Annotated in this window: 24 protein-coding genes; all 24 read right to left on the bottom strand. The window is 35.6% G+C overall.

Annotated features, from left to right (window positions below):
• Positions 1-72 precede the first annotated feature (72 nt).
• Positions 73-435, bottom strand: a complete 363-nt coding sequence (locus AC6HVZ_RS07880; protein ID WP_497557607.1) for a diacylglycerol kinase family protein — start codon at positions 433-435, stop codon at positions 73-75.
• The gene (ybeY, locus tag AC6HVZ_RS07875; RefSeq protein WP_497557606.1) at positions 425-889 is read right to left on the bottom strand and encodes an rRNA maturation RNase YbeY; all 465 of its coding nucleotides are present in this window, start codon (positions 887-889) and stop codon (positions 425-427) included. Before ybeY ends, AC6HVZ_RS07880 begins: the two co-directional genes overlap by 11 nt.
• Positions 890-3034 (bottom strand): HD family phosphohydrolase, encoded by a 2145-nt coding sequence (locus AC6HVZ_RS07870; RefSeq protein WP_497557605.1) that lies wholly within the window; start codon positions 3032-3034, stop codon positions 890-892.
• A 75-nt stretch (positions 3035-3109) separates the two neighbouring features.
• The gene (locus AC6HVZ_RS07865) at positions 3110-4069 is read right to left on the bottom strand and encodes a PhoH family protein (protein WP_497557604.1); all 960 of its coding nucleotides are present in this window, start codon (positions 4067-4069) and stop codon (positions 3110-3112) included.
• Between the two features lie 2 nt (positions 4070-4071).
• A complete protein-coding gene (gene yqfD / locus AC6HVZ_RS07860; protein WP_497557603.1) occupies positions 4072-5289 on the bottom strand; it encodes a sporulation protein YqfD in 1218 nt (405 codons plus the stop codon).
• A gap of 11 nt (positions 5290-5300) precedes the next feature.
• Positions 5301-5585 (bottom strand): sporulation protein YqfC, encoded by a 285-nt coding sequence (yqfC, locus tag AC6HVZ_RS07855; protein ID WP_497557602.1) that lies wholly within the window; start codon positions 5583-5585, stop codon positions 5301-5303.
• A gap of 243 nt (positions 5586-5828) precedes the next feature.
• Complete coding sequence (locus tag AC6HVZ_RS07850; protein WP_497557601.1) at positions 5829-6341, bottom strand: YqfB family membrane protein; 513 nt, start codon at positions 6339-6341, stop codon at positions 5829-5831.
• A 30-nt stretch (positions 6342-6371) separates the two neighbouring features.
• Entirely contained in the window at positions 6372-7376 is a 1005-nt protein-coding gene (floA, locus tag AC6HVZ_RS07845; protein WP_497557600.1) for a flotillin-like protein FloA, read from the bottom strand.
• Positions 7377-7412: 36 nt separating this feature from the next.
• On the bottom strand, positions 7413-8750 hold the full coding sequence (locus tag AC6HVZ_RS07840; RefSeq protein WP_497557599.1) for an NfeD family protein: 1338 nt from the start codon (positions 8748-8750) through the stop codon (positions 7413-7415).
• A gap of 146 nt (positions 8751-8896) precedes the next feature.
• Positions 8897-9343 (bottom strand): GatB/YqeY domain-containing protein, encoded by a 447-nt coding sequence (locus AC6HVZ_RS07835; RefSeq protein WP_497557598.1) that lies wholly within the window; start codon positions 9341-9343, stop codon positions 8897-8899.
• Positions 9344-9361: 18 nt separating this feature from the next.
• Positions 9362-9538 carry a 30S ribosomal protein S21 gene (gene rpsU, locus AC6HVZ_RS07830; protein WP_019377991.1) on the bottom strand — a complete coding sequence of 59 codons (177 nt, stop codon included), beginning with the start codon at positions 9536-9538 and terminating at the stop codon, positions 9362-9364.
• A gap of 205 nt (positions 9539-9743) precedes the next feature.
• Positions 9744-10409: a deoxyribose-phosphate aldolase gene (gene deoC / locus AC6HVZ_RS07825; RefSeq protein ID WP_497557681.1), complete on the bottom strand. Its 666-nt coding sequence runs from the start codon at positions 10407-10409 to the stop codon at positions 9744-9746.
• 86 nt (positions 10410-10495) lie between these two features.
• A complete protein-coding gene (locus AC6HVZ_RS07820) occupies positions 10496-11689 on the bottom strand; it encodes an MFS transporter (protein ID WP_497557597.1) in 1194 nt (397 codons plus the stop codon).
• Positions 11679-12116, bottom strand: coding sequence for a MarR family winged helix-turn-helix transcriptional regulator (locus AC6HVZ_RS07815; protein ID WP_497557596.1), 438 nt, complete (start codon positions 12114-12116; stop codon positions 11679-11681). Before AC6HVZ_RS07815 ends, AC6HVZ_RS07820 begins: the two co-directional genes overlap by 11 nt.
• Before the next feature lie 124 nt (positions 12117-12240).
• Complete coding sequence (gene mtaB, locus AC6HVZ_RS07810) at positions 12241-13593, bottom strand: tRNA (N(6)-L-threonylcarbamoyladenosine(37)-C(2))-methylthiotransferase MtaB (RefSeq protein WP_497557595.1); 1353 nt, start codon at positions 13591-13593, stop codon at positions 12241-12243.
• The gene (locus tag AC6HVZ_RS07805) at positions 13593-14351 is read right to left on the bottom strand and encodes a 16S rRNA (uracil(1498)-N(3))-methyltransferase (protein ID WP_497557594.1); all 759 of its coding nucleotides are present in this window, start codon (positions 14349-14351) and stop codon (positions 13593-13595) included. Before AC6HVZ_RS07805 ends, mtaB begins: the two co-directional genes overlap by 1 nt.
• A 29-nt stretch (positions 14352-14380) precedes the next feature.
• On the bottom strand, positions 14381-15319 hold the full coding sequence (gene prmA / locus AC6HVZ_RS07800) for a 50S ribosomal protein L11 methyltransferase (RefSeq protein WP_497557593.1): 939 nt from the start codon (positions 15317-15319) through the stop codon (positions 14381-14383).
• Between the two features lie 66 nt (positions 15320-15385).
• Positions 15386-16513, bottom strand: a complete 1128-nt coding sequence (gene dnaJ, locus AC6HVZ_RS07795) for a molecular chaperone DnaJ (RefSeq protein WP_497557592.1) — start codon at positions 16511-16513, stop codon at positions 15386-15388.
• 147 nt (positions 16514-16660) lie between these two features.
• Positions 16661-18493, bottom strand: a complete 1833-nt coding sequence (dnaK, locus tag AC6HVZ_RS07790) for a molecular chaperone DnaK (RefSeq protein WP_497557591.1) — start codon at positions 18491-18493, stop codon at positions 16661-16663.
• Positions 18494-18524: 31 nt separating this feature from the next.
• Positions 18525-19103, bottom strand: a complete 579-nt coding sequence (grpE, locus tag AC6HVZ_RS07785) for a nucleotide exchange factor GrpE (protein ID WP_497557590.1) — start codon at positions 19101-19103, stop codon at positions 18525-18527.
• A 126-nt stretch (positions 19104-19229) separates the two neighbouring features.
• Complete coding sequence (hrcA, locus tag AC6HVZ_RS07780; RefSeq protein ID WP_497557589.1) at positions 19230-20261, bottom strand: heat-inducible transcriptional repressor HrcA; 1032 nt, start codon at positions 20259-20261, stop codon at positions 19230-19232.
• 76 nt (positions 20262-20337) lie between these two features.
• A complete protein-coding gene (hemW, locus tag AC6HVZ_RS07775) occupies positions 20338-21519 on the bottom strand; it encodes a radical SAM family heme chaperone HemW (RefSeq protein ID WP_497557588.1) in 1182 nt (393 codons plus the stop codon).
• Positions 21520-21614: 95 nt separating this feature from the next.
• A complete protein-coding gene (gene lepA / locus AC6HVZ_RS07770) occupies positions 21615-23423 on the bottom strand; it encodes a translation elongation factor 4 (protein ID WP_497557587.1) in 1809 nt (602 codons plus the stop codon).
• Between the two features lie 166 nt (positions 23424-23589).
• Positions 23590-23931 carry a hypothetical protein gene (locus tag AC6HVZ_RS07765; protein WP_497557586.1) on the bottom strand — a complete coding sequence of 114 codons (342 nt, stop codon included), beginning with the start codon at positions 23929-23931 and terminating at the stop codon, positions 23590-23592.
• Between the last annotated feature and the right edge of the window lie 11 nt (positions 23932-23942).

Genomic DNA, 23942 nt, shown 5'->3' with positions numbered 1-23942 from the left:
ACAATCTTGTTTAATTCTCCAAAACTATACTTTTTGTACCTTTCAAAAATAAAAAGCCTACTAATAAGGCTTTTATAAAAACATATATAGTTTTGGGATAAAAATAATCAAGCCAATTACTAATGCAATAATCACTGAAATCAACACTGCACCCGCAGCAATATCTTTTATAACCTTTGCTGTTGGATGCATATCCGGCTTCAGATAATCAATCATTTTTTCTATTACAGTATTTATTAATTCTGTAACTAAAACCATTCCAATTACTAAGAGAATGACAACCCATTCCATTTTTGACAAATGGAAAAAAAGACCAGCAATGCTAACAAGCATTGCAGCCAGTAAATGAATTTTAAAATTTCTCTCTGTTTTAACTGCTGTTTTTATGCCATTCCAAGCGAAAGAAAATCCTATCCATCTTTTTTTACCTTTCAATTCCAAATTCACCAAGTATCTCATCTTGTCTTCTAAACATCTTTTCTTCGTCTTCTTTCTTCATGTGGTCATATCCTATTAAATGAAGAAAACCATGAACGGCTAAAAACCCTAACTCTCTCTCGAATGAATGATTATATTCTTTCGCTTGTTCCTTCACCTTATCTACAGATATTACAATATCCCCTAAAACCAACGGTATGTCTTCACCAATAATAGCTAGTTCTCCTTCGACAGAATCCTGTAAGGCAAAAGAAATAACATCTGTTGGCACATTCTTTTGACGATAGTTTCGATTTAGCTCCTGAATTTTTTTGTTATCAACAAAGTTGATGGATACTTCCGCCTCCTTTGAGATATCTTCTTTCCCAGCAGCAAAAATAATTAGTCGTTGCAATAAATCGATGTAATCTGTAGGTACTGATCTTGTGTCATCGTGAAAATCAATATACATTTATTTTGCCTCCTTCATTGGATACTGTATTCTTGAATGGAATATCCCCTTTAGCGTATTACAAATCGTACGGTGAACAATTTTGAGTTCTTTTAACGTAAGTGGGCTTTCATCCAATTGTCCATCCATCATGCGATCATTCACAATGGATGAAACGATTTCTTCAATTTTTTCTTCCGTAGGTTCCTTCAAAGACCGCACTGCAGCTTCTACTGAATCAGATATACAAATGATAGCAGCTTCTTTAGTTTGTGGATTCGGCCCTGGATATCTATAGTTTTCTTCATTGGCATGTTTATTTGTTTCTATTTCTTTATAATAAAAATATTTCAGCAAGGATGTCCCATGATGCTGACTGGCAATATCTATAATCTCCTTCGGTAATCGATGTTCTTTTAACATATCAGCTCCGTCATAAGGATGATTAATAATTATTTCCGCACTTTGTCTAGGCGGAAGTTCATCATGCGGATTATTAATCGACAATTGATTTTCAATAAAATAGTGGGGTCTTACTGTTTTGCCTAAATCATGATAATAAGCACCAACCCTGGCAAGTAAACCATTTGCCCCCACTGCCTCACAAGCTGTTTCACTTATGTTCGCAACCATTATAGAATGATGATATGTTCCTGGAGCTTCCGTTAACAGTTTTTTCAGCAATGGTTGATTGGGGCTGGATAATTGCAATAATTTAATATCGGACAGGATCCCTAAGCTCGTCTCAAAAAATGGTAATAATCCTATTGTCAGTACTGCTGAAAGAAAAGCAGCAGCTGCTGCAAAGCCAGCCTGTATAAATAAATCACTTATTGCATATTTTTCAAATGAAAGAAATAAAAATAATAGTACAGTAATAATATTTACCGTGATCATTCCAAATCCCGCTTTTACGATGGCGAAACGATCCTTCACATTCATAAGGAATATTACTCCAGCTAGCTGTGAGAAAAAGAAATAGGTTCCCGCTTCCACATTTAGAGAACCGGGTATTTGACTATTAAATATAATACTTCCTAAAATAGCATATAGACCGGCCAATATAATTGCTGAACGCTCATGAATTAGTAATTTAATCAATAATACTCCTGTGGCAACTGGGACAACATAGAACAATTGATTTCCTGTATTGGAATACAAACTGACAATTTTCATTAATAAAACGACTATAATACTAATAAAAACAATCGATCCTATTTTTCCCCTATCTAATTGACCAATTTTATTTAGTCTAAACATCTCATAGGCAATAACGCTACTAATCAAAATAATTAACAGAGATAGACCAATAATTGGAAAGACATTTCGTTCTTTATTAAGTAAACCAACCAAATTTAATTTTTCATATATTTCATTTGTGATTATTTGTCCTTCTCTAACAATAACTTCACCAGCTCTAATCATTACAGGGTCAACACTGCTGGCAGCTTCTTTGCGTGCAATATTTGTTTTATCGATGTCAAAGAATGAATTCTCAACAACAGCAAATTCACTAAGTTTCGTTAAAGAATCCTTTAAATTACTATCCATTGTAGAATATTTTATATTTTGTTTCATCGTCGATACGGCACTTTGAGTATTTTCTATTCGAACACCATTTTCGAGCGTATCTTCCAATGAAGAAATAAATAAGGTCCTGCCTTTTTCCCGTTCACTGCTGGGTACTGCTATTAATTGTGATAATACTTCCTCGTTTAATTGTTCCGTTATTTCCGGGGAAAGGATTTGTTTTAATTGTTGAATTTTTTCCTGATTCGACAAAGGCACCGCTGCATTTTCTTCACCGGAGTCTTCATCTTTATTAGTATTTTCTTCTTCTAATTTTCTTATAGCTTCAAATATTTCATCTACATATGCCACACGTTCTTCAGTAATTTCATTAGAAATATTGTATCTGTCTTCTACAGATTGCACAGTTTCTCTCATTTTTCGTTCTGTTTCCTGCTCGTTTTCAATCGTTATTGGAGAATGAATCGTTTCTTTCGCACTATTAAACCGTTCTAAATCATAGGTTTCAGTATGTACATTATTTAATGTAACAAAAAAGAAAAAAGCAGCTAAGATCGTTACTGGTAATAAAATAAAAATATATTTATTATTCATACTGAATGGTAATTTTACAGGAAACATTCTTTTCTTTTTCATACGTTTCACCCCGTTATAGAACTTGATATAGAAATAAGACCCATTTTTTAGGGTCTTATTTCTAGAACATCCCTACTAGCTGTTCTTTTCATATGCAGCTATAATCTTCTGTACTAATGGATGTCTGACTACATCTGTCTCATCTAAATGTATAAATGAAATCCCCTTTACCGAATCCAATAGTTGATTTGCAACATGCAATCCTGACTTCATTCCTTTAGGTAAATCTATTTGAGTAATATCACCAGTTATAACCATCTTAGATCCAAAGCCTAACCGAGTTAGAAACATTTTCATCTGTTCTTGTGTCGTATTCTGTGCCTCATCCAAAATGACAAACGCATCATCTAATGTTCTACCACGCATATATGCCAGCGGGGCTATTTCTATTGTCTCTCTTTCAATTAGACGCAATGTGTGTTCTGCACCCAATACATCATGTAAAGCATCGTATAGCGGACGTAAATAAGGATCGACCTTCTCCTTTAAATCACCTGGTAGAAATCCTAAGCTTTCTCCAGCTTCCACTGCAGGTCTAGTCAAAATTATTCGTTTTACATTTCCGCTTTTTAACGCATGTACGGCCATTACTACTGCTAAATATGTTTTACCTGTACCCGCAGGACCGATGCCAAATACAAGATCTTTTGATTTTATTGCAGATATATAACCTTTTTGTCCTAATGTTTTTACACGAATTGATTTTCCTTTTGCATTTTTTGTTATCACATCTTCAAAGAGTGTTTCAAATTGTTCTATTTTGCCATCTTTCGCTAGATCTACAGCATAAACTACATCACGCTCGGAAATCGTTGATCCTTTTCTAATAACTGATAAAAGTGTCAGCAAAATCTTTTGTACAAATAATATATCATTATCTGTTCCCGATACGCTAACCAGTTCACCTCGGGTTACGATGGAAACATGCAACTGTTCTTCAATCTGTTTTAGATATTTATCATTTGTACCAAATAAAGCTAATGCTTCACTTTGACTTGTTAATTGCAGGTCTATTTCTGTTAGGTTTCCTGGCATAATCAATCTCCTTGATTTATAGGTTGTGCTTTAGCAATATCTTCTTCCACATTAATATATAAGTTTAATTTAACTTTACCATTGTCCGTGGTTTCTTGCAAAACTTTTTCAGAGATAATTTGTGCATTTGGACCTAATTGTAGTTTAAGCTCACTTTTCGCCTGACTTATCCCAATTTGTACAGCATCCTCTTTCGATCTATTTATTTCATTGGCCATTTTTTCACTTAATATTGTTTCACCTATTTTAATCGGTAAATTCCAATTGAATAGTTTTATATTTTCCTCATTGATTTCCCGATGAACATGATCATATTCAGGGTTTCTAAACCCCCAAACAGGCAATCGAAAATTACCGAAACGCAAATAGTATTTTTTTTTCTGGTTCCCTGTTAATTGCTCATAATCTCCCCTTAACGGCACTGTTACAGTTACTTCATACCAGGTTGTAGCTATGATTTCACCTTCAGCAGCAACAAGCTCCAATTGCTCCTCTTTTTTATCAGGTTCAGCTTCTTCTTCCAAACCGTTTATTATTCCTGAAACGAGTACATCACCAGGCTCCACATAATCATTAACCTCTACTTTAGGAAGCCCCTTTGAAACATACATTTTTTTAATAATACCTTTCTTAGTAGCAATTAAATTACGGGGTCCTTGAATTTCTTCTTCTTTTACTATGATCTTTTCTACACCTTCCAAGAAGAAGGTTGTCCCTTTTTGTTCTACACCAACCCATAATAACTCCGGAACATCTTCTATTAATTTTTGCTGAATAATATTCGGCGATTCAAGCGAAAAAATCCACGAACCTGGATGTATATCATAACTATCCAATTGTCTACTGATTTTTTCTTCAATATTCTTTGGAACTCCTGTTATCTTAACTTCCCAAATAATATTGGATAAGAGAACAATTAGGACCAAACTTAATATAATCCCCATTAATAATGGCTTTTTTCTAATAAACCGTTTAACTAAAAACGGATACCCCTTCCTATTCGTAAAATTAATTTTATAATTTGTTCCATGTCTTAGTTTTTTTATTTGTTTAATATCATATAATTTTATATTGCCTTCACAAGCATCGTTTGCAAGTTTTCGCACATTCCATATAATAATTCCACTGTCAATGCACTTTTGAAAAAACAGTTCTGGCCTGTCTCCCTTTATCAAAATGGTCACATATCCAGTAAAATAAGAACCTTGTGTATTTTTCATTGCCTCCTCCTTCAGTGATCAGGGGTGAATTTCACTTCCTGAATCGTTCCTTCTAATAAAATTTCTTCTGGCAGCATCATCTTTAAAACAAAAGATTTACCAATAATTTCTATATATCCTTTATTCGTCTTTAGTTTAAGCTCGCTATCTGAATATTTTTCTAACCCCTGATGATTTTCAATATAAACGTGTAATTGTCCAATTATTGTTATTCTCGGTAGTTCTAGTATTACATCAGAAGGAAGTGCAAGATATTTTATTAACCATGGTCTAATTCGTTGCTGAAATTTACTCATTTATGCAGCCCCCTCTCACATACATATTTATGAAAGCAGAGAAAATATAAGAACCAAAAAAAGCCACCAACATGACAAGCATTATCCGCTTACCTGTTGATGACTTTTATTTCACTGATAACGTATACCCTTATATGCAATCAGCATAAGTGTAACTAAGGCTTGCACTTTGGCGTTTAAGTGCTGCTAAAGAAGAGCAATACTCTTTCAAGAATCCCCTTAGCAATAAGCCTGGTTATTAAGTTATTTCCTCCGCTGCCCAATAACACTTCGATATGGTTTCGAAGCTCTGGGTGGTCCTAAGACTTCAGACATGATAATACCATTGATTAAACCTTTTTTATTTAAGTTACTGCCAATTTGCCTTTTTAAACTTTCCTGACTTTGTGACAGCTCTTTTTTTGGTTCACGCAATGTATTTCCTATTATAGCATCATGTGAAAGTTCATTGAGTGCTTGGTTAGCATTTACTTTATAACGATTTGCCAATTGCTCCATTTGTACATTTTGCTGTTCCTCAATAGATGTCGTATAAACCTCTTTATCAGACTGGTATTTGCGAGAACCCTTTTGAGTTGGGTTATTACTACCAGAAGGAGTAGCAGTTGGTCTGGGCCGATTATTTGGCTTTCTTTGCTGTTGCTCTTTTTGTTTCGCTGAATTATCTCTAAAAAAGCCAATAATTCCTGCGATTATTATAATGACGATGAAAAAGTTACTCATAAGCGCTTCAAAAAGTCCAATAAGCCCTTCCATCAAACCCCTCCTTTATGATCAGACATGGTATTAGTTATTATCATTTTTATCATTTTCATCATTACTATCATTAGATAATTTGCCTATTGTATCACGCATATCCGTATCGGCATCAATGTTTTTGTAATTCATATAATCCATAACACCTAAATTACCAGAACGTAATGCTTCTGCTAGTGCAAGTGGTACATCTGCTTCTGCTTCCACAACTTTTGCACGCATTTCTTGTACTCGTGCAAGCATTTCCTGTTCTTGTGCAACAGCCATTGCTCGTCGTTCTTCTGCTTTAGCTTGAGCAATATTTTTATCTGCTTCCGCTTGATCTGTTTGCAGGATGGCACCAATGTTTTTACCGATATCCACATCTGCAATATCAATCGACAAGATTTCGAAAGCAGTTCCAGCATCTAATCCTTTACTTAATACTGTATGTGAGATGGAATCGGGATTTTCTAACACTCTTGCATGTGTTTCCGAACTACCAATTGTACTTACAACACCCTCACCCACACGGGCAATAATTGTTTCTTCCCCTGCACCACCGACAAGGCGATCGATGTTCGCTCTTACAGTTATTCTGGCTTTTGCTTTTACTTCAATTCCATCCATCGCTATACCTGCGATAAAAGGAGTTTCAATAACCTCAGGGTTAACACTCATTTGTACTGCTTCCAGCACATCACGACCTGCTAAATCAATTGCAGCACCACGTTCAAATGGTAATTCGATATTTGCTCTATGTGCAGCAATTAATGCGTTTACTACTCTGTCTACATTACCACCCGCCAAATAATGACTCTCAAGTTGGTTTGTTTTAACATTCAATCCAGCTTTATGGGCTTTGATTAACGGGTTAATTACTCGATTAGGTACTACCCGGCGCAGTCGCATCCCAATCAATGTAAAGATACCAACCTTAACACCAGCCGCCAAAGCGCTAATCCATAATGCTACTGGAATAAAAGTGAATAAAATCGCTAATACGATCAATATTACCGCAACTATTATAAACGGCATAAGTTCTGCTAATTCCATTAAAATTCCTCCTGTATATTTTAAATTTATTATATATTAGATTTCTCTAACAACAATACGAACTCCTTCTACCTTCACAACTTTTATTTGTTTGTTAGCTTCAATAAATCCGCCTTCAGATATAACATCCAGCCGCTCATCATTCAATACTGCTGTTCCAGATGGCCTTAGTGGTGTAACTGTAACACCTTTCAAACCAATTAACTCCAATCGATTCACGGAAGATACATAGCCTAATTCAGTTGTTGTTTGATCTCTTAGAATAATATGGCGAAAAACTCCCTTATCCATTCCTATTCTTCTAAATAAAATAACTGCGGCAACCAACGCAACTATAAAAGCAATTCCAATACTCATTGACATATGACCAAGATCATAACCTGACATAAATAACGACCCAATAACAGCTCCTGCACCGAGTAAACCAATTATTCCACCAGGTACAAAAAACTCGGCTATTATTAGAGCAATTCCGATAATGAGTAGTATTATTGCTTCCATGCCTGCTAATCCTGCAACGATATGTCCATAGAAAAATAAAAGGAGTGAGACCAAGCCCATTATTCCAGGTACCCCAAATCCTGGGGAATATAATTCCACAATTAACCCCAAACTAGCTAAAGACAATAGAATAGGTATAACAACAGGGTTTGTTAAAAATCTGGCAAGCTCTTCAGCAAAAGTCGTTTCCTTTTCAATAACTGTAGCATTAGATAAACCTAACTCATGTAATAACTCCACACGGTCATCAACAGTTCCTTTTGAATATTCAACCTTAAGAGCATCTCCAGGGCCCAGTGTTAGAAATTTCCCTTCAGGAGCTCCATATTCAGGAAGATCAATGTCCATATCTGCCATTGCTGCTGCATATAGTGGGTCTCTTCCTTTTGATTCAGCCGCACTGCGCATAGCTTCCAACCACGCTGATTGTGCTTTTTTATCTGCAGCGGTACCATCCTGATTAATAACACCGCTTGCTCCCATCGTTGCATGTGGTTTCATATATATTGAATCTGTAAACAAAGCAATGTAGGAACCTGCAGACAAGGCCTGATTAACGATAAAAGAAGTTGTAGGTATTTCTAAATCCTGTATAATTCTACCAATTTGACCGGCAGAATCCACTCTCCCACCTGGAGTATCAATTTCAAAAACAATGTGATCAGCTCCTTCTTCAACGGCTTCATTAGTTGTTCGGGACAAAAATGCCTCGAGACCACGTTCAACCTCTTTTTCAATAGGTATAAAGAAAACTGATTTACCACTTCCGTCATTCGCTTGAACAAGGTCTGCAGTGGCAGTATGGAACATAGTGGAAAATAATGAAAGCAATACAATTATGTATATTGTAATTCGTTTACGTTTACCTGGCAAAATTTTCACCCCACTTTCGGCATTTATATTGTATACGAAATATACCAGCTATTGGTTTCAATTATTTCAACCAACAACATAATTACTTAAATAATATCACATCAAAAGGACCCTGTCATTTTGTTGACAAGGTCCTTTTATCTAATTTAATTCAAATGTTTTTGTACGAGTTGGTTTATTTTAGAACCATCTGCTCTGCCCTTTACCTTTGGCATAACAACGCCCATAACTCTACCCATATCCTTCTGGGATGTTGCATTAACTTCTTGAATCGCCTGTTGAATAATTGCCTCGAGTTCATCAACAGTAAGCTGTTTTGGCATATATTTCTGTAAAATATTGAGTTCAATTTCAATTTTTTCAACAAGATCATTGCGTCCAGCTGATTTGAATTCTTGGAGGGAATCTTTTCTTTGTTTTAACTCTCTGGACAAAATGGTTAATTCTTCGTCTTTAGAAAGTGTATCTTTACCAAGCTTGATTGACTCATTTTGTATTGAAGCTTTAACCATGCGAACTACATTTAAGGTTTCTTTATCCTTATTCTTCATCGCCTGCTTCATATCCTGATTCAGCTGTTCAAGTAATGCCATGCTTTTTTCGCATCCTTTTTAGAATTTACGTTTTCTAGCAGCTTCAGATTTCTTTTTACGTCTTACGCTAGGTTTTTCATAGTGTTCACGCTTACGATATTCCTGTAATGTACCACTTTTTGATACACTACGCTTGAAGCGACGAAGAGCATCCTCAAGAGACTCGTTTTTACGAACGCGAGTTGTATTTGACATGCTAATTTCCCTCCCTCCGAAGCACAAAAAAGATTGTACAGACATATGTATATGGATATCATATGCCTTAAAATAGTATAATATATTCCAACTTACAGGTCAACATATTATTTTTTATCTATCTAAATTTTATTAAATAAATAGACTTCACCGAGATAAGAATGATCTATTATTATGAAATGAACATTTGATCTATATTTAATAATTAATAATCAGAAGAACTCTCATTTCCTTTTATAATATCAATTCCTGCACTAGCGCCGATTCTGGTTGCACCTGCTTCGATCATTGCTTTCGTTGCTTTTAGATCACGAACGCCTCCCGACGCTTTAACACCCATTTCACTTCCAACAGCTTGGCGCATTAATTTTATATCTTCCATCGTTGCACCTCCACCGGAGAACCCAGTGGAGGTTTTAACAAAGTCGGCACCTGCTTCTTTTGCTAATTTACATGCTCGAACTTTTTCATCGGTAGATAGTAGGGACGTTTCGATAATAACCTTTGTTAAAGCATCGCCTTTTGCAGCATTTACTACTGCTACTATATCAGCCTTAACAACTTGATCATTTCCAGACTTAAGTTCTCCTACGTTTATTACCATATCCACTTCCGTAGCTCCATCATTAATTGCTTGTTTTGTTTCAAAGACCTTTGTCTCGGTAGATGTAGCACCAAGAGGAAATCCTATAACAGTACAAACCTTTACAGATGTATCCTTAAGGTTTTCATAGCAAAAAGATACCCAATATGGGTTAACACAAACAGAAGCAAATTCATATTCCCTCGCTTCCGCAACGATCTGCTGGATTTTTTCTTTTGTTGTATCAGGTTTTAATTGTGTATGATCAATGTACTTCGCTAAGTTTATAGTCACTTCAATCTTCCTTTCATATTTCGTTGTACGTACCTCTAAAGTCATCATAGCATGACGGAAAGGAAAAATCTAATTATAATCTAGTTAATTTCTCTTTCTCCTTTTTTAGTATTTAACTGATATAAACTGAACAGTATTAACACGACAAAAATTATTGCTGCACAAATTATATAAATCGAACGAAAGCTCACATACGTTACAATAATACCTAAAATATAGGTTCCTAAAGCAATTCCGATATCATACATGGTAAAGAAGGTTGCTGTTGCATGGCCGCTGCGATGCTCAGCTGTTGATTGTACTGCCATTGTTTGGAAGCTTGGTAATAATGAACCATACCCCAAACCAATTATAGCAGCTGCTATAAGCAGAACAAGCGCAGTTTGTGTGAAACTAAGTATTACTAGTCCTATTGCAAAGACAAAGAGACTCGGAATAATTATAAAACTGGGACCTCTGCTATCAAATGCTCTTCCAAATGAAGGTCTTGTAATAATCATGACAAATGCAAATACAACAAAGAAATAACTCGCAACAGCGTCAAGATCCAATGCATTAGCATAAACCGAAATAAATGAAAGTATACCAGCATAAGCAAATGAAATAAGTGCGGCAATACTAGCTATCGGCAATGCCTTTAATTCAAAGATATCATGAATGGTCATCTTTCTTTTCATATCACTTTTATTTACTTTTGGCAACTTTGGTACTTTAACAATCCATGCACAAACAACTGCCAATAGGATTAATATACTTAAAAGAATGAAAAGCATCTTAAACGAGGTGATTTGCAGCATAGATAATCCGATAAAAGGGCCAATTACCATAGCTATATTAGTCGCCATAGCAAAATATCCAAGTCCCTCACCTTTACGCTCTCCCGGAATTGTGTCTGCTGCAATCGCCCCTGTCGCTGTAGTTGCAATTCCAAAAGACAGTCCATGAATAAAACGTAAAATTAATAATGAATGATATTGATCAAAGACCAAATAAAAAAATGTAGTAATTGCAAAAGCTACTACAGTAATCATCAATGTATTTTTCTTGCCTAATACTTCCAATATTCTGCCGGATATAGGTCTCACCAATATTGCTGCAAGCAGCATAACTGTAACTAATAAGCCACCCTGTGCTTCGTTTCCTCCCAATGACTGGATAACATAGATTGGCAATGTGGTTAATAGCGTATAAAAAATAAGAAAGATGATAAGGTGAGTTATGGAAATACCTATAAAATCTTTCGTCCAAACAGGCCGTCTTGCATTATTTTTCATCTAGATCAATTCTCTCCTCAGGGCCGATTTTTTGAAGTAATCCTTTCAAAGTCTCTTGTTCACAAATGGATAAACCTTTTAATATTTCATTTTCAAATAATTCTATTCGGTATTTAATCGAGTGAATTTTCATGTGAGATTGTTTAGTCAGATTGATGATGTTTTCCCTTTTATCCTCTCCTTTTATTCTTGCAACCCAGCCATTTTCCTCTAATTTTTTTACGGTTCTGGTAATCGTAGGTGCTTCAACGTTTAAATACCGCCAAATAGCTGTCTGAGTCATTGCTCCTTTGGTGTATAAACAATAAAGAATCGTCCATTGAGAATGGTACAACCCAAATTCATTTAATACCAGATTAAGCTCTTTCGTTAAAAAACGGTATTTTTGGTTGATAAGATGTACAAGGTTTTCATTATAAAATATCATATTTTAAGTTACTCCTTAAATTATTTACCTAAGTAAGTAATTTGCCCATTAATATATATTAATTGATTAAGCAAGTATTGTAAAGAGCAAAAAAATATATCCAGTCACCTGACTGGATATATTTTTAATTTACTTTCGCTTGTGCATGTGTTGCTGTATCCATAATTCTTACAAAAATACCTTTATTAATTGGATAGCCAGCGTTTGTTATTTTTACCCGTACAATTTTCCCAATCATATCCGGAGTTCCTTCAAACTGTACTTTCATATAGTTATCCGTATAGCCGATTAATAATTCAGGGTGATTTTCATCATGAACCCGTTCTTCGGGAATCACTTCTAAAACTTCATTTTCATAAGCAGAAGCATATTCTTTAGCCAATTGATCTGACAATTCGATTAATTGATGTACCCGTTCATTTTTAAGATCTTCATCCACTTGATCACTCATCCGGGCTGCCGGTGTTCCAGTACGTCTGGAAAATGGAAATACATGGAGTTCTGAGTAACCAACTTCTTTGATAAAATCATAGGTTTGCCTGAATTCTTCATCCGTTTCACCTGGAAAACCAACAATTACATCCGAAGTAATTGCCAATCCAGGTAATGCCCCCCGAATCTTTTGTACTTTTTCTTTATAAAATTCGCTTGAGTACTTTCTGCGCATTCTTGCGAGTACGGTATCAGATCCAGATTGCAGAGGAATATGCAGATGGCGTACTATTTTTTCGGATTTGTCAAGAACATCAATAACTTCATCTGTTATTTGACTTGCTTCAATTGAGGAAATACGAATTCGTTTAAGTCCATCCACTTTGGTTTCCAAGTCTCTTAAAAGCATTGCAAAATTGTAATCATTCATATCTTCACCATATCCAGCAGTATGGATCCCTGTAAGCACAATTTCCTTATAGCCTGCATCTGCCAGTTTTTGTGCCTGCATCACAACATTTTCCGGATCCCTTGAGCGTAGTAGCCCCCTGGACCAGGGAATGATACAAAATGTGCAAAAGTTGTTACAGCCTTCTTGGATTTTTAATGAAGCTCGTGTACGATCAGTAAATTCAGGAACATCCATTTCTTCAAACACACGATTTTTCATTATATTTGTCACACCATTAATTGGCTCTCTTGTTTTTTGATGTTCATCAATATATTTCAGCATATTTTTCCGATCCTGGGTTCCAACTACAATATCTACTCCAGGGATTTCCATTATTTCACCTGGAGATGTCTGAGCATAACAACCTGTTACACAGACAATTGCTTCCGGGTTTTTTCTAATTGCACGACGAATCGTTTGTCTGCTTTTTTTATCGCCGGTATTCGTTACCGTACATGTATTGATGACATAAACGTCAGAATCATGGTCAAAATCTACACGTTCATAGCCATTGTCCATAAACATCCGCCAAATACCTTCTGTTTCATAATGATTTACCTTACAACCTAATGTATGAAATGCTACTGTTGGCATTATTTACACCTCAATTCTTCAAAATGATAGGAAATACTTGCTAACGCATATAAAGCTGCTGTTTCTGTTCGCAATATTCTCGGACCCAGACGAACAGGATAAAAGTCATTATTCTTTAAAATCTCTGCTTCTTTAGATGAAAATCCACCTTCGGGACCAATACATACAAATAGACTTTGACCTATTTCAAGTTTATTTAATAGTGTACCATATGATTGATAATTAACTGTTTTAGCCTCTTCTTCATATGCAAAAATCTTTACATCATATTTCTTGCTTTCTTTTAATAGATCTGAAATTGACATCAGGGATTTTATTTCAGGTATCCTATTTCGATGACTTTGTTCACTTGCCTCTTTCAAAATTTTTAAAAAGCGTTTCGTCTTTTTTTCTATTTTTTTATTATCCCATACAGCAACAGACCTGTCAGCCTGAAAAGGAATAAAGGAATATGCACCAAGTTCTGTTCCCTTTTGCAATATTAAATCAAATTTATCGCCTTTAGGCAATCCTTGTGCAATGGTGACTTTAATTGGGAGTTCTACAGTTTCATTCAGCCATTCTTGAATTCTTAAATGTACTTCATCTGATTCAATTGCTATTATTATACAAATTGCAGCATGTCCATCTGGATGATTACAGATTACTTGATCACCCTCTTTTGATCGCATTACTCTTTGTATGTGATGAACATCATTATCTTTAATAATCACTTTATCCTCATTCCACTCTGATTCAGGAACAAAATATCGTTGCACATCACACCTGCTTTCGGATATTCATACAGTTAACCTTTTTTTGCTACTATTGAAATCCAATCTTCCATCTCATTAACTTCTAAAATTTCAAATCCTTTTTCCTGCAGTTTACCCTTAACTAATTGTTTCTTATTTTGAATAATACCAGATGTAATAAATAAACCGTCACGTTCAAGATTCTCCCAGGCATCATCAATAAACCGAACAATGATTTCGGCTAAAATATTAGATACGATGATATTTGCCTTTCTATTTACATGATCAAGTAAGTTATTTTGTTTTGTTGTGATCTGTTTACTTAATTTATTTAACTCAGCATTCAGTTTCGTACTCTTAACCGCAATATCATCTAAATCATATGCATATACTTCCCCTGCACCCAGCTTGGCTGATGCAATACTCAGTACTCCTGACCCACAACCTACATCCAGTACGACATCATCTTTTTCTAGATATTGTTCCAATGCTTGTATACTTAGGACAGTTGTCGGATGTGTACCGGTTCCAAACGCCATTCCTGGATCAAGCTCGATAATAATTTCATCACTGGAAACTGGTGTATAGTCTTCCCATGTAGGTGTTATGGTTATTTTCTTAGAAATTTTTACGGGCTTATAATACTTTTTCCATGCAGTTGCCCATTCTTCTTCATGAACTTCACTCAAGGATACATTATTTTTTCCGAGATCAATATCGTACAGCATTAAATTATTTATTGCTTGTTTAATCTCTTCAACCGTTTCTCCTAAAAAACTATTAACCGGGAGATATGCTTTAATATATACACCCTCTTCCGGATAATCGTCCAAATTCAACTCATAGATTTCTCCAAAAGCATTCTCTCTCTGTTTGACTAAATCTAATGGGTCTTCAATAACGAGACCACTTGCACCTGTTTCATGTAAGATGTTAGAAATTGGTTCAATTGCTTCATTTGTCGTATGAATACAAACCTCTGACCATTTCATTTAGATCCACCCATTTCCTGAATAAGAAATACCTGCATATGTATATGATGCTGCATAGCAGCATCATTAATCATTTTTAAAAGCTTTCTTAAACCGTTGAAATAAAGAACTATCCTGCTCATTTGTTGATTCATTACCACCAATTTCGTTAAATTCACGCAATAATTCTTTTTGCCGATCTGTTAATTTCGTTGGTGTGACTAATTTAACGATAATATGTTGATCTCCATGTCCATAACCCCGAACATTTGGAGCACCTTTCCCTTTCAAACGGAAGGTTCTGCCAGATTGAGTTCCTGCAGGGATTTTTAGCATAACTTTTCCATTTACTGTTGGTACTTCTACTTCATCACCCAATGCTGCCTGTGCATAATTCAGTGGGAGTTCACAGTATATATGATCGCCATCTCGTTCAAAGAAATCATGATCTCTCACTTGAACCACAACATATAAATCCCCTGGAGGACCACCGTTTACCCCTGGTTCACCTTTACCAGTAACACGAATTTGCTGACCTTCATCTATACCTGCTGGAATCGTAATATGAGTTTTTTTATGCTTTTTAACTTTTCCTTTTCCAGCACAAGTAGTACATTTCTCCGGAATTATTTTACCAGATCCATTACAGTGGTGGCATACTCTTCGATTAACAACTCTACCAAAAGGTGTATTCTGTTCCTGATTTAGCTGTCCAGTACCATTACAATGTGAACATGTTTTTGGTTTGGTTCCCGGTTTTGCACCTGAACCTCGGCAGGTATTACATTCTTCATCTTTCGGGATGGTAATATCTGCTTCTTTTCCAAAAATAGCTTCCTCAAAATCTAAGACCATTGTATATTGGAGATCCGCTCCTTGCTGTGGGGCGTTTGGATCAGATCGGCGGCCACCACCACCAAAGAACATATCAAATATATCACCAAATCCACCAAAGTCCTGCGCGCCTCCGCCAAAGCCACCAAAGCCTTGACCTCCGGCACCTGCATGCCCAAATTGATCATATTGCGAGCGTTTTTGTTCATTACTTAAAACTTCATACGCTTCTTTGGCTTCTTTAAATTTATCTGGAGCATCATCCTCTTTATTAACATCCGGATGATATTTCCTAGCTAATTTACGATACGCCTTTTTTATATCTTCTTTTGATGCATCCTTGCCAACGCCAAGGACATCATAATAATCACGCTTGCTCACTTGTAAATCACTCTCCCGATACACTACTTGAATACGTTTTATCTTATCATCATAATAGCTATAGTGGCAAATGTTCGCCTGAGGTTTCTATCAGTAAAAAAGTCAAAGTCAAGAGAATCCTGACTTTGACTTTAGAGTTTTTAGCTATTATTTTTTATCTTCTTCATCATCTACTTCTTTATAATCTGCATCAACAACGTCATCTTTGCTTTGTCCATCTTCACTACCTTGAGCTGCCTCTGCATCTTTTTGCATTTGTTCATACATCTTCACAGACAGCTGTTGTACCTGTTCTTCCAATGCTTCTTTCTTTTCTTTAATTTGATCCAGATCATCTGACTCGATTGCTGTTTTTAATTCTTCTTTAGCAGCTTCTGCTTTTTCTTTTTCTTCATCTGAGATTTTTTCACCCAGATCTTTAATTGTTTTATCTGTAGTGAAAATTAATTGATCCGCTTCGTTACGAAGATCAACTTCTTCACGGCGTTTTTTATCATCTTCTGCATTTTCCTCGGCTTCTTTTACCATACGATCGACTTCTTCATCAGAAAGACCTGAAGATGATTTAATTGTAATGGATTGTTCCTTGTTTGTTCCCATGTCTTTTGCCCGAACATTTACAATACCATTTGAATCGATATCAAATGATACTTCAATTTGTGGTACTCCTCTTGGTGCTGGTGGAATATCCGTTAATTGAAAACGACCCAATGTTTTATTATCGGCTGCCATTTCACGTTCGCCTTGAAGCACATGGATATCTACAGCTGTTTGATTATCTGCAGCTGTTGAGAATACTTGTGAATGACTAGTAGGAATAGTTGTGTTACGCTCAATTAATTTTGTTGAAACAGACCCCATTGTTTCAATCCCTAATGAAAGTGGTGTAACATCCAATAATACTACATCTTTTACATCACCTTGAAGGACTCCACCTTGAATTGCTGCACCTAATGCCACTACTTCATCAGGGTTAACTCCTTTAGAAGGTTCTTGACCAATTTCACGTTTGATTGCTTCCTGTACAGCCGGAATACGTGTTGAGCCTCCAACCAGAATAACTTTATCAATTTCATTTGTTGATAAATCAGCATCTGATAGTGCTTTACGTGTTGGAACCATTGTCCGTTCAACTAATTCTGAAGTTAATTCATCAAATTTAGCACGGGTTAAACTCATTTCCATATGCAGTGGTCCTGCTTCACCCGCTGTAATAAATGGTAAGGAAATTTGTGTTTGGGACACACCAGAAAGGTCCTTCTTCGCTTTTTCTGCAGCATCCTTTAATCGTTGAGTCGCCATTTTATCTTTGGATAGGTCAATACCATTTTCTTTTTTGAATTCCTGTACCATATGGTCAATAACAACTTCATCAAAGTCGTCACCACCAAGGCGATTATCACCTGCAGTTGAAACAACTTCAAATGTTCCATCACCAATATCCAGTATGGAAACATCAAAGGTTCCGCCACCAAGGTCAAAGACAAGAATCGTTTGATCTTGATCCTCTTTATCGATACCATATGCTAATGCCGCAGCAGTAGGTTCGTTAATGATACGTTCAACTTCCAGTCCAGCTATTTTCCCTGCATCTTTTGTAGCCTGACGCTCTGAATCGTTAAAATAAGCTGGGACTGTAATAACAGCTTTTTCTACTTTTTCACCAATATAATCTTCCGCATAAGATTTTATGTGCTGCAGAATTATTGCTGAAACTTCTTGTGGAGTATATTCTTTATCCTCAATTTTTACTTTGTAATCTGTTCCCATATGACGTTTAACGGATTGAATTGTATTTGGGTTCGTAATTGCTTGACGCTTTGCTACTTCCCCTACTTGTCTTTCACCGTTTTTAAATGCTACAACAGATGGTGTGGTGCGGTTACCTTCAGGGTTAGGGATAACAACTGCTTCTCCACCTTCCATAACTGATACACAAGAGTTTGTTGTTCCTAAGTCAATTCCAATAATTTTACTCATTAATCCATTTCCTCCTTAACTACTTATACATTTATTTATTTACTTTAACCATTGCTGGTCTAATTACACGATCTTTCAGCATATACCCTTTTTGTAATTCTTCTACTACAATGTTTGAGTCCATTTCCCCATCTTCTATTTGCATTACAGCATGATGCAGATTGGGATCAAACTCTTTTCCTTCTGATTCAATTATTTCAACACCTTGTGATTTAAGTGCGTCCAGAAGCTGTCGATAGACCATCGAAATACCTTCAATCAAACTTGAGGTAGCCTCTGTCACTTCAACTTGCAATGCTCTTTCAAAATTATCAATTGCCGGCAATAATTCGTTGACGATATCTTGGGATTTATATTTACGATCCGCATCTTTTTCCTTTTGCGATCGTTTTTTGAAATTATCAAACTCTGCCTGTAAGCGAAGCATTCGTTGATATAATTCATCTTTTTCCTGTTGCAAAGATTGAAAATCACTTTGAAGGGCTTCCAGTTCACTGTCAGCAGAAACAACATTTTCATTTTCCTCTGAATCAATTACTTCAATAACTTCAGCTTCATCATTGGATTTAGACACTTCTTCAGTAATCGCTTCTTTATCTTGTTTTTCCATTTATAACACCTCCGTTTTAATAGCCCATTAAACTATATCATGAATAGTAATCATAATAAACTGCATTCCAAAGGTGTGGTAAGAGATGCTCCTACCACACTCACACCCACTATGAATCGCTTATTTCTACTCGTTATTTTTATACCATATATATAATGCATCTGTCATTTCATTAGACAAACCTTTTAATAACGAGATAACCTTTCTATACTCCATTCTTGTTGGACCAAGTAGTGCAATTGTGCCCATTTGACCCTCACCTAAGTGATAAGACGCAGTAATTAAACTAAAATCCTTAATCGCATCCACTTCATTTTCATGTCCAATTGTTACTTTTATACCACTTTCGGAGCCTTTTAACAAATTAGCTATTTCATCTTCTTTTTCCATCATGGAATAAAATGAACGTATCTTATCAACATCATTAAATTCTGGCTGCATCAGTATATTTGATTTTCCGCCAATATATAGTTTCACAGGACTCGCATTAAAAAATACTGCTTTTAAGTAATCATAGGATTTTTCAAAATCACTTAAATATCTATTCATCAATGCAGCAATTTCTGTTTTAAACATTTCAGGCAACCGTACAATTGGAACGCCATACAAGCGGTCATTTAAAATGTTAACCATTTTCTCCAGATCAGCCGGTTTAACATCAGGAGGAATAGAGAACGAGCGATGTTCGACATGACCGGTATTCGTGACTAATATAGCAACTGCCGTATGATCTGATAATGTTATAAGTTGTATTTGTTTCAATTTGGTTTCGTACAACTCGGGTTCCAGAATGATTGAAGTATAATTTGTCAGTTCTGATAATACTTCAGCTGACATTTGAACAACCTGTTCAAACTCAAAAAAGCCATCTTGGATAATGTTCTTAATAATATTTAGATCTTTTTTCAATGTGAATGGTGCGATTAAATGATCTACATAATATCGATAACCTTTTTCAGAAGGAATACGTCCTGAAGAAGAATGTGTTTTTTCTAAAAACCCCATATCTTCAAGGTCTGCCATTTCGTTTCTAATTGTAGCAGCACTATATGAAACATTGCCTTTTTTTGAAATAGCACGAGAGCCAACAGGATGCGCTGTCTCGATGAAATCATCAATAATGACTTGCAAAATTAATAATTGCCTTTCTGTTAACATGATGTTCACCTCTGTTAGCACTCAATAACTCCGAGTGCTAATGCTATTAATAAATTATCAAATCCTATTTTTTTTGTCAATAAACTTGTACTAAACTGGAATACTTTTCTTGAAAATCCTCATCCAATAAGAATTTTTCAAATACTCTATTTGCGAGTAACATACCTTGATCTGTTAAACGAAGATTTTTATGAGTATTAATAAGCAGACCTGTTCTTACAAAGTCTTCTATAGGTTGTTTATACAGTTCACCCATTGAAAGTCCAAATTTCTTCTTAAAGTCAGATTTGTTAATCCCCTTTACCATACGCAAACCTAAGAACATTTCTTCCTCAATCTGTTCCTTCACCCCGATCTTTTCTACTTGAAGAATTGGTTTACCATCGTTCATAGCCTGTTTCACATAGGCAGGTAATGCACGAATATTAGCGATACGTTTTCCTGGTAGATAGGCATGCGCACCCGCTCCAAACCCGTAATAATATTGATTGCTCCAATACGTCTGATTATGTTTGCTCTCATACCCTGGTTTTGCAAAATTGCTGATTTCATATTGATCAACTTTGGCTTTTTTCATCGTATCTTTTAAAATTTTGTACATTTGCACTTCATCCTCCTCAGCAGGACGAGGCAAAAGTCCCTTTTTATATCGGTGATAGAAAACAGTTTTAGGCTCTATTTGTAATCCGTAGGTTGAATAATGCGGAAGATTAAAAGCCATCGATTCATTTAATGATTTTTGAAATTGCTCTACTGTCTGATTAGGCAATGCATAGATTAAATCAAGGCTTATATTTATAAATCCTTGTTGCTGCAATTGATCAACGGTTTTATATACATCACTAACTCTATGTAATCTTCCTAAATCTTCGAGCATCTGGTCATTCATAACCTGTACACCAAATGATATTCTGCTTACCCCAAATGCTTTTAGCAAGTTGATTTTATCTTTCCCTAAATCACCCGGGTTTACTTCTATCGTAAATTCCTCACATTTTGTAATGTCAAACTTCTTCGTAATTATTTCCAATAAAGACCTGAGTTGCTTAGTGTTTAATGAAGATGGTGTACCTCCACCAATATAGATCGTTTTCACTTGACTTTTGGATCCTGAAATATTCATATTCAGTTCATTTGCTAATGCTTCAATATATTCCGTTGCTAATTTTTCATTATAAAAAAACTTCACAAAAGCACAGTAATGACAGATTTGCTGACAAAACGGTATGTGAATATATACGGACTGTATCAAGCTCAATCACCTCTAAAAAGTTAAAATGAAAAGGGGAGAACTCTTCAGCATTATTGCATTTAAGTTCCCCCTAAGTGGATGGTCAAAAAGTCTGTCCTTATTTAGTCATCATCCATTTGTAATATAGCCATAAACGCTTCTTGCGGTACTTCTACAGAGCCGACCATCTTCATGCGTTTTTTACCTTCTTTTTGTTTTTCTAGAAGTTTACGTTTACGTGTAATATCTCCACCATATAATTTTGCAGTAACATCTTTGCGTACTGCTTTAATCGTTGATCTTGAAACAATTTTATTACCGACAGCAGCTTGTACTGGTACTTCAAATTGCTGTTTTGGAATTAATTTCTTCAGTTTTTCAACAATTTGCTTTCCACGTTCATACGCAAAATCCCGATGAACAATAAAAGATAGTGCATCGATCGTTTCTGTATTTAGTAAAATATCCATTTTCACAAGATTTGATGGCCTATAGCCAATTATTTCATAATCAAATGAAGCATAACCTTTTGTATGTGACTTCAACTGATCAAAAAAATCGTAAACAATTTCTGATAGTGGAATATTATAAATAACATTTACACGAATGTCATCCAAGTATTCCATATCAATAAATTGACCGCGTTTTTTTTGTGAAATTTCCATAACTGCACCAACGTAATCATTTGGCACCATGATGGTTGCTTTAACATAAGGTTCTTTTATTTCACTGATTTTTTGTGGATCAGGCATTGTTGAAGGGTTATCAATTGTTAATAATTCTCCATCTGTTTGTTCTATTTCATAAATTACACTCGGCGCAGTAGTAATCAAATCAATGTTAAATTCACGTTCAATTCGTTCCTGGATAATTTCCATATGCAATAGTCCCAGAAATCCACAGCGAAATCCGAAACCTAGTGCTTGAGAAGTTTCTGGTTCATATTGCAAGGAAGAATCATTTAATTCCAATCGTTCCAGCGCTTCTCTTAAATCATTATAATTATTGGAATCTATTGGATACAATCCACAGAATACCATTGGATTTAAACGTCGATAACCAGGGAGAGCTTCTGCTGCCGGCTTTCCTGCATGTGTGATTGTATCCCCAACCTCTGTATCCCCTACATTTTTAATGGAAGCGGTCAAATAGCCAACATCTCCAACAGTGAGTTCTTCTTTTCCAATCGGTTTTGGTGTAAAAACACCCACTTCATTCACTTCAAATTCTTTCCCTGTTGCCATCATTTTAATTTTATCTCCAACCTTAAGAGATCCTTCTTTAATACAAACATAAGCAATAACACCACGATAAGAATCATACAAGGAATCAAAAATAAGCGCTTTTAATGGTCCCTCTATATTCCCTTCAGGTGCAGGAACTACTTCAGTTATACGTTCCAGGATTTCTTCAATCCCAATATTAGATTTAGCAGATGCTAATATGACATCATCCCCGTCAATGCCAATAACATCTTCCAATTCTTTCTTAACACGTTCAGGATCAGCACTTGGCAGGTCAATTTTATTAATAACAGGGATAATTTCTAATTCATTATCCATTGCCAGATAAACATTTGCTAAGGTCTGTGCTTCAATTCCCTGCGCTGCATCGACTACTAATATAGCCCCCTCGCAAGCTGCAAGACTTCGTGATACTTCGTATGTAAAATCAACATGGCCCGGTGTATCGATTAAATGAAAAATAAACTCTTCACCGCTATTACTAGTATATTTGAGCTGAACCGCATTCAGTTTAATTGTAATACCACGTTCACGTTCCAAATCCATTGCATCAAGAAATTGTTCTTTCATCTCGCGCTTTGTTAGTGCTTTCGTATTTTCCAAAATCCGATCAGCTAATGTTGACTTTCCATGATCGATATGTGCAATAATAGAAAAATTACGTACATTCCTCTGTTTTTTCACCATAAGTGATGTTCACTCCTACATGTCTTTTATCCCATATGGACAAAAGCTCAAATTTCACCTTTAATAACTAGGAATGATTATAGCAATAGTGCGGGTTATATTCAATGAATACACAAAAAAAGATCCTAATTTTATTATTAATCAGGATCGCCGGATTTCCTATTTTTCAGAAAAATAATTGTGAAATCTGATGGAGAATTTGTACAACCACTTCATAAAATCCTTTTACTCCTGCCTCTAGAAACGAAGCAGTTTTCTCAGTGATATGGATCGGTTGTTCCTCCACCATTGCTTCATTCGAATCGTTAATAACCTTCTCTACCTGGACTAGCTCTCCCTCTACTTCAACTATTTCTATTTGTTCGTTTTCCTTATTCAAATTATCGACAGACTCTATTTTTTCATTTGAATCATCTGTTGCTATATTTTTTTCTCTGTCCATGCCATACAGCGTTCCTGTTAGAAAAAAGAGGGCAAATAATAATAAAATTATAAAAGAGCGAACCATGTTACATACCT

The organism is Oceanobacillus sp. NCCP-135 (assembly GCF_059698015.1).
This window is presented reverse-complemented; position numbering and strand designations above follow the sequence as displayed.